This is a genomic window from Sphingomonas chlorellae (assembly GCF_056485145.1).
In genome coordinates, this window is sequence record NZ_JBQXXM010000002.1 from 404021 (window position 1) to 412655 (window position 8635).

Annotated in this window: 4 protein-coding genes; 2 read left to right on the forward strand and 2 right to left on the reverse strand. The window is 67.0% G+C overall.

Features of this window, described 5'->3' with window-relative positions; translation table 11 throughout:
• Positions 1–14: 14 nt before the first annotated feature.
• Entirely contained in the window at positions 15–2354 is a 2340-nt protein-coding gene (locus tag ACT3CF_RS08110) for a hypothetical protein (RefSeq protein WP_478421743.1), read from the reverse strand.
• Between the two features lie 1810 nt (positions 2355–4164).
• Here ACT3CF_RS08110 and ACT3CF_RS08115 point away from each other — a divergent pair.
• A complete protein-coding gene (locus tag ACT3CF_RS08115; RefSeq protein ID WP_478421744.1) occupies positions 4165–4629 on the forward strand; it encodes a hypothetical protein in 465 nt (154 codons plus the stop codon).
• Between the two features lie 142 nt (positions 4630–4771).
• On the opposite strand, the gene ACT3CF_RS08120 is transcribed toward ACT3CF_RS08115, so the two are convergent.
• Positions 4772–7192, reverse strand: coding sequence for a glycoside hydrolase family 3 protein (locus ACT3CF_RS08120; RefSeq protein WP_478421927.1), 2421 nt, complete (start codon positions 7190–7192; stop codon positions 4772–4774).
• Between the two features lie 220 nt (positions 7193–7412).
• Here ACT3CF_RS08120 and ACT3CF_RS08125 point away from each other — a divergent pair, with 220 nt between their 5' ends.
• Positions 7413–8462 (forward strand): LacI family DNA-binding transcriptional regulator, encoded by a 1050-nt coding sequence (locus ACT3CF_RS08125; protein WP_478421929.1) that lies wholly within the window; start codon positions 7413–7415, stop codon positions 8460–8462.
• Positions 8463–8635 lie beyond the last annotated feature (173 nt).

Below are 8635 nucleotides of genomic sequence, written 5' to 3' on the forward strand. Positions count from 1 at the left end.
CGAACTGCTGCGGCTCAGGGGGTCTTGAAGGTCATCCACTCCTGATGGGCGCTGCAGGCGACGCCCTTGCTCGGCCGGAAGCTGCCCATGTAGCGCATGGCCTTGAAATATTCTGCGCTGGCGCCGTCGAAAATGAAGGGCGGATATGAACTGATGACGCGCGGCGCGATCGGCTGGCCGGCTGCCCCGATATCGAACTCCATGCTCACCCAGCCATCGAAGCCTATCCAGCTATAATCGTTGTTCACGTCACCGAAGCTCCGCACGGCCGGGCGCACGCCCACCATCGAGCATTGCTGTTCGGTAAGACCCGTTCGGTCGAACAGCGCGCGCGCACCGGCCAGATCGCCCTTGCGAGCCGCAATATTTGCCCGTTCGATCAGCGCTGCGATCCGGAGAGGATGTCGTTCCGGCAGCCCTTGATCCTCACTCACTGCGTTCAGCAGCGCATCGGCGTCTCGCGGGCGATGAAGAAGCCTCGGCGACGTAGCGACGATCATGCGAATGCTTGCACGGCTGAGCGGGTCCGCTTGGACGTCAGGCCGGTCGAGGAGCGCACGCCGCAGCTTGTTCTCCTGCTCATAGTCCGAACCGTTGCTCCCGATCGCGAGCAGCCTCGCCCGAACCTGCACCCAAGTTGGTGCGGCAAGCGCTTCTGCAAGTGCGGCCGCGCGCTCCGCCCGCTGTTTGCGCTCGGCTTCGGGCGCGGCGGGGTTGGCCGCGACCGCAAGCGCAGCAGCCAATGCCGCGCGCCTGTCCGCAGTTGCCTCAGCGGCGCGGAATGCCGCGTCCTGCAGCAGCCACGCCCGAGCGTAAGGCTGAGCGGCCCATTGCGTCCGTATGCCCGCCTGATCGCTAAGCCATTCGTTTACAGCCGTTTCGAGGGGTGCATCGACCTCTGGCCGCTCGCCCGCCCGGCTGCACCGCAGTTCGATGCGAATCGACTGGCGGAAAAAGGGCGGGAGCGTCTTGGCCGCCTCGGGCGTCCAGGACCATTGTCGTACGGCGCGTGCAAAGCCCAGCGCGACTTCGCGCCCGGCGGGAACATAGATAGGCATCACCCCGAGTACCTCGCCCGTATCCGACAGCGAGAATTCGACGATCGCAAAGTCGTTCGGCGTGACCCCGGGCAGGCTGCTGCATTGCGGCGATTCGCGCGACGCTGCTTTCTTGAAGCCGTCGGCGGTCGCCGTTCCCGCGCCGGCAAAGGCGAGATATTTGCGCGCATTGTCCCGGTCGCCGTTGAGCATCGCCGCGATCGCCAGATCCGACCGCGTCGTGATGTCCGACGTCGTCACGCGCTTTGTCAGCCCCCCCTGTTTGGCGAGACTGTCGCGCAGCACCGAATAGGCTTCCTTGTGGCGTCCCTCGTTGAGCAGCACGCGTGCATATTGGGTCTGGACGAGTGCGACGAGCTTCTTGTCGGCTTTGGGATCGGCCGTCACCAGTGCCCGCGCCTCTTCGACATAACGTAGCGCCTGACCGTCATGGTCGAAGGCAAGCACCTGCGAAAGCGACAGCAACGGCGCCAGGCGGTCCGCGCCGGTGGCATCCTTGAGTGCCGCCTTGAACTCTGCGGCTGCCCCGGCATAGTCGAGATTGGTCAAGGCAATGCGGCCGAGCAGTCCATGCGCGCGGCGCACATCGGGGCCGAAGGCCTCGCCTTTGCTTTCCAGCAGCGGCAGCCCCGCGCGGATTGTTGCGACCACCGTTTCGGGCTGCTCGATTCCGGCCATGCAGATGCCCTTGCGCACCGCGATCGCCGCCTGGACGATCGGGCTGCGTTGTGCGGCGGGTTCTGCTTCAAGGGTCTTGAATTTGGGCAGCGCCTCGCGGCATTTGCCGTCCGCTGCCAGATCGGAGGCCTCGTCAAAGCGCGCCTGAAGCGTTTGTCCGCCGCCCGGCGGAGCGTTGCCCGACGCGGCGGTCTGCGCGGCCAGCAACAACGGAAGTAGCGTTGTAATCATCCCTTGCCCCCTTGTGGTTGCTATACTGACCACAAGAGGCTGGTGATGTCGATGCGCTTTGCCACTTCCAGGGAAACGCAGGTCTCTTCTTGGTACGCAAGTAACGGTCTGAAGCGCTGGCTCAACTCTGCAGCGGCAGAAGCGGAAACGCCGTGCCGACTTTGCGCGAGACTTGCGCGCCGCCGGCTTCAGGGCGTCACGAAGCTCACAAATTGTTGCTTTGCCGTGCAGGCAACGCCGTTGTTCGGGCGGAAGCTGCCAGTGAAGCGCGTGGTCTTGACCCGGTCGGCGCCCGGCTTGTCGAAAACGAACGGCGGATAGGCATTGACCACGCGTGGCGCCAGCGGCTTGCCATCGGCGGCGATGTCGAATTCGACATTGGCCCACCCGTCGAAGCCCAGCCAGTTCCTGTCGGTATTGTCGAAGCCCCGGCTCTGCATTGCGGGCGCCGTTTCGATCAACGAGCATTGTTCCTCGGTCAGCCCGGTCCGGTCGAACATCGCGCGGGCCGCCGCCAGATCGCCCCGGCGCGCAAGCAGATTGGCGCGCTCGACCAGTGCGGCGATGCGGAGCGGGTGTCGATCGGGCAGCCCCGGTCCGTCGCTCACCGCTTCCAGCAGTGCATCGGCGTCGGCCGCACGTCGCGCGCGTGATCGCGGTGCGGCGAGCAGCATCCGGACGGTCGCGCTGCTGAGCGGGTCGGCGGCGATGGCGGGCGTCGCGAGCAGTTCGCGTAGCCGTCGATCCCTGGCCTCGTCGCTTGGAACCTCTTGGAAGGATGCGGCAAGCGCCGCCTCGAGCTGAACAGACGCCGGCGCCTGAAGCCCCTGCACCAGTTCCGCCGCCTTTTGTCCGTGCGCTTTGCGAATCTCGAACGGAGCAGCCGGATTTTCCGCGATCGCGACGGCCGCGGCCAGTGCTCCGGCGCGATCGCCGGAAGTCTCGGCCGCGCCGAGCGCCGCCGTCTGCAACGCAAGTGCGCGCGCATGAGGTAACCCGGCCCATTGCTTGTGAACTTGCGTGTGCGAATCGACCCAGTCGCCGAACGCCGCATCGACCGCTGCGGTAAGGGAGGGGCGTTCGCCCGACCGGCTGCACCGCAGCTCGACGCGCACCGACTGACGGAAAAAGGGTGGCAGCGTCATCGCGCCCTCGGGCGTCCACGACCATTGCGAGACCGCGCGAGCGAAGGTGAGCGCCGCCTCGCGTCCGGCGGGTACATAGATCGGCGTAGCACCCAGCACCTCGCCCTTTTCGGACAGGGCAAATTCGACCACCGCGAAATCATCGGGCTTGAGGCCCGGAAGGCTGCTGCACGGCGGCGTTTCCAGTGACGCGGCGCGCATGAACCCCTGGCTCCGGGCGGTGCCGGCCCCCGCATAGGCGAGATAGCGGCGGGCGTTGACCGCATCGTCGTTGAGCATCGCGGCGATCGCCAGATCGGAGCGCGTCGTGACGTCGTCCAGCGTCACCCGCAGCGACAGCCCGCCTTGCTTGGCGACGCTGTCGCGCAGCGCGGCATAGGCTTCCTTGAGCCGCCCCTCGTTCATCAGCACCCGAGCATATTGGGCCTGGACGATCGCGATAAGCTTCTTGTTCGCGCCAGGATCGCCTTTCACCAGCGCCCTGGCCTCTTCGACATAGCGCAACGCCTGGCCGTCATGATCGAAGGCGAGCACCTGCGACAGCGACAGCAGCGGCTGCAGCCGGTCCAGCCCCTTCGCGCCCTGCAACGCGGCCCTGAACTCGACTTCCGCCCCGCCATAGTCGAATGCCGTGGCGGCGAGACGACCGAGCATCGTATGCGCCTGCTGGACGTCGACCGCGAACGCCTCGCCCTTGCTTTCCAGGAGGGGCAGGCCGGCCCGGATCGACTGGACGGCGGTATCAGCCGTATCGACGCTGGCCAGGCACATCCCCTTTCGTACCGCGATCGCCGCCCGGACGATCGGGTTACGCTGTACGGCAGGCTCGTTTTCCAGCGCCTTGAATTTGGGTACTGCCTCGCCGCATTTCCCGTCGACCGCAAGCGCGGAAGCCTCGTCGAAGCGCGCCTGGAGCGTGGGCTGGCCTTCACCCGGCGAGGGCTGCTTCGCGAGGGAGGTGGATTGCGCAGCCAGAAAAATCGGAAATAATATGGCAATCATTTGTGATTTCCCCCCGGATTTGCCGTCATCATGCGCATAACTGAAAGCGAATGTCGATGCGCCGCTCTTTATTGCTGAACGTCCGATTTATTCTTGGTGGCCTGGCCTTGTCCGCGGCAAGTCAGGTCGGCCCGACAGCGGCAGCCGCGGATACACCGCGCTATCCCGCCGATGCGATTCTGCTGTTTGTCGCGTCGTGGTGTGCGCCCTGTCATGCCGAATTGGCGCGACTTCCCGAAATCCGTGCTGCGGCGCGGCCGCGGCGCGTGCTGGTCGTGCCGTTTGATTCGGGCGCGGCGACGCAGGCGATGCTGCGTGCCGTTGCGCCGGCCGAGCGTTGGCAGCCCGAGGGGGCTGAACGGCGGGCGATGGAGACGGCGCTTTACACCGAGACTGCGGGGTTGCCCTTCGCGCTTGTCACCGATGCACGGGGCCGCCGTTGCGCGACGCTGCGTGAAGGGCTGGATGCCGCGCGGACCCGGACGCTGATCGCGCGCTGCCCCGCGACCGAATAGGGGAAATTACGGATCGGTTTCGATATCTCCCCCGGATTTTGCCCAAATGGCACGGCGGGACGGGTGGGGTAAGGCACCGCCATGCCTTCCTCCCCTGGGGGGCGGAGCCGGGGTGCCTGCACCCCGGCTCTATAACGTCGGCCTATTTGGGGCAGACGGCGCCCGCGGGGTCGGTCGCCAGCCGCAGGTCGGCGATCGCGACGCTGAAGCCGCCGCCCGCGCTGAGGGCGAAGGGCATCGTCACGGCCGACATGTCGGCGCCATGCTCGCGGAAGCATTTGAGCGGAATCCGTGCGGTTTTCCACCCGGACTGGCTCCCGCCAAAGACCCCCGAGGCATCCACCGTTCCCTTGCCAAGCGCGATCGTCACCGGCCCCTGACCGGCATTTTCGACGCGGTAGCTGATCTGGAGCATCAGATCGGCATTCGCTTCGCGCGTCAGGTCGAGCTTCGGCCCTTCGATCCGCGCGGAGAGGGGGCCGGCGCCGGCAAAGCGGAGCGACACGGCGCCTTCCTGTGTCTGCGGACCGTCGACCGCCTGGCGCGTTACGCCGGCGTCGAGCGCGAGCGTGAACGGCTTGGGCACCTGTCCACGGGTGAAGAACAGGCTGGTGTTCGCCAGGCTGGCGTCGATCCCCGCCACCTCGCTGAGCGCGGGCACGCGGCCCGGCTTCGAATAGCTGAGCCCATAGCCCAATGCGAACAACGGGTCGTAGCCCGGCGTCCCCTTGTTGAGCGTGAACTGCGCCGCGGTCTTGGGCCAACTGAACGAAAGGCGTCCGGTGAAGTCCTTGCGGGGCTTTCCTGCCGCGTCGCCGATCAGCACGTCGGCAATGCCGCCGCCTTCGGACCCCGGGAACCACGCCGCGACGAAGGCGTCCGACGCATTGAGTTCGGGGTTCACCCAGAGCGGTCGGCCCGACAGGAACACGGCGACGGTCGGAATGCCCGCCGACTTGAGCTTGTGCAGCAGCGCCAGCGCCTGCTTGTCGCCCGGCTGAAACTCGAGCGTGCGCAGATCGCCGCGCATTTCGGCATAGGGAAGCTCCCCGAACACCACGATCGCCGCGTCGGGCCGGGTGGTGAAGCTGCCGTCGGTGCTGAGCGTCGCGGACCCGCCGCCCGCCTTCATCGCTTCGGCGATGCCGGCATAGATCGACTGGGCGTTGGGGAAGTCGGCATTGGTGTTGCCGTCGCCCTGCCAGCTCAGCGTCCACCCGCCGGCCTGCCGACCGATATCATCGGCGGCGTCGCCCGCGACAAGGATGTTGGCGCTGGCCTTGAGCGGCAGCACGCCGTCATTCTTCAGAAGCACCAGCGTCTTGGCGACCGCCTCCCGCGCAAGCGCACGATGCTCGGGAGAGCCGATCACTCCGGTGCGACTCTCGTAGGGCCGAGCCGTGTCGAACAGGCCGAGCTTTGCCTTGACGCGCAGGATGCGGCGGACCGCATCGTCGATGCGGGCCATCGGGATCTTGCCCGCGCGTGCCGCCGCAAGCGTGGTTTCGTACAGGCCCTTCCAGCTGTCGGGCGCCATCGCCATGTCGAGCCCGGCGTTGAAGGTGGCGGGACAGTCGGTGTTGGTGCAGCCGGGTACCTGACCATGGCCGTTCCAGTCGCCGACGATAAAACCGTCGAAGCCCATCCGGCCCTTCAGCACGTCGGTCAGCAGCGTCGGATTACCGTGCATCTTCTGGCCGTTCCAGCTGCTGAACGACGACATGATCGTCATCGTGCCCGCGTCGATCGCCGGAACATAGCCGGCCGAATGGATGCGGATCAGCGTGTCCTCCGGAATCCGGGCATCGCCCTGGTCGATGCCGCCGGTGGTGCCGCCGTCAGCGAGGAAATGCTTGGCGCTGGCCGCGACGTGCCCCTTCTGGATACCGCCCGCGCCGGGCTTGCCCTGCAGCCCCTCGATCATCGCGCCGGCATAGCTGCGCACCAGTGCCGGATCTTCCGAATAGCCCTCATAGGTGCGGCCCCAGCGATCGTCCTGCGGCACCGCGAGCGTGGGACCGAACGCCCAGTCGATTCCTGCCGCCGCCGTCTCGGCCGCAGTGGCGGCACCGATCCGGCGGATCAGGTCGGGATCATGGGCGGCGCCGAGCGCGCTGTTGTGCGGGAAGAGTGTCGCGCCGACGATATTGTTGTTGCCGTGGACCGCGTCGACGCCGAACATCAACGGGATCGGCGTGTGGCCGGGACGCTTTTCGAGTGCGACGGCGTTGAAGGCGCGCGAGGTCGCGATCCACGGGGCTGCGGGAGAGCGGTCCGGCGCGCCGAGCGGCGGCGAACTGCCGCCGGCAAGAATGCTGCCCAGCGGATATTTGCGCAGGTCGTCCGGGGTGATCGAGCCGATGTCGCCCTGGATCATCTGGCCAATCTTTTCCTCGAGCGTCATTCCCGCAATCAATTGTGTGACGAACGCCTCGGTCTTGGGGTCGACCAGGCCCTGGCTTCTGGCGGCCGGCCAGCGATCAGGGTGCGCCTGCGCCGCGGCGGGTACCGCCGGGCGGCTGGCGGCGGGGGCAGGCGCCGCCTGCTGCGCGCTCGCGGGCATCGATAGAATGGCCGCCTGGCCGAGCAGCAGCGTGGCATAGCGATGGAGCCGCATCGGGTTACTCTCCTCTCCTGTTCATGGGCATGATCATAACGGGAATCGCAACGAATTGATTTCGGGGGGCGAAAGCGCTCAAAGATGGTGTCGGGGTGCAAACAGGGGGCAACGAGTGGAACGCAAGGGCGAAACCTCGCGAAAGCCGCGGCGCGGGTCGCGCCGACTGAGCGGCGCACCGACCATCGCGGATGTCGCGCGAATGGCGGGCGTATCGCCGATGACGGTATCGCGGGTGATCAATGCCGATGCCAATGTTCGAGAGACGACGCGCGCGGCAGTCCATGCCGCGATCAGCGCGCTCAACTATGCGCCCAGCCGCGCAGCCCGCAGCCTGGCCGGGGCGGTCCAACTGCGCATCGGGATGCTCTACAGCAATCCGAGCGCAGCCTATCTGAGCGAATTCCTCGTCGGCGGACTCGATCAGGCCGGCCGCAGCGACCTGCAACTGGTGGTTGAGAAGTGCGCGAGCGAGGATCCCGAACTCGGTGCGGTGATGCGGCTGGTGCAGAGCGGCGTGGACGGCATCATCCTGCCTCCGCCCTTGTGCGATTCGGCACCCGTCTATGACGCGCTGCTGGCCGCCGGCATTCCCGTGGTGGTGGTCGCCACCGGCCGCGCGCCTGACCAGATGGGTTCGGTGCGCATCGACGATTTCGGTGCCGCGCGCGCGATGACCGCGCATCTGATCGGCCTGGGCCATACCCGCATCGGCTTTATCGCCGGGCATCCCAATCTGAGCGCGAGTGCCGAGCGGGCTGAGGGTTATCGCGCCGCGCTCGCCGCGGCAGGAATCGCGTTCGACCCCCAACTGGTCGCGCCGGGACTGTTCACCTATCGCTCCGGCCTCGACGCGGCGGAGCAGTTGCTCGACCGCACCGAAGCGCCCAGCGCGATCTTCGCCAGCAATGACGACATGGCGGCAGCGGCAGTCGCGGTGGCGCATCGCCGGGGCCTCGACGTTCCGGGCGACCTTACCGTGTGCGGATTCGACGACAGTGCGATCGCGACGACGATCTGGCCCGAACTGACGACGATCCACCAGCCGATCGCCGACATGGCGCGCGCGGCGGTCGAATTGCTCGTCGAGGCGATGCGCGCGCGGCGCGGGGGACGCGAAGGCGAGGCGCGCCATCTGCTGCTGCCCTATACGCTCGTGCGGCGCCAGTCCGACGCCGCACCGCGCCGGCGGCCGCCGGTGACGGCAAATGGCTGAACCCGCACGCAAGCCCTAGCCCATCGACGGGGCGAGCGTGTCGGTGCCGAGCTCGCCCGAGCCGCCGTTCGCAAAAGCCACGGTCACGCATGCATGATGTGCGTGTAAGCGCACATTGCCCGTCATTCTCTCTCTCCTCATGCGCGCTTGTGGCGCCTTTTTCGCTGCCTTTT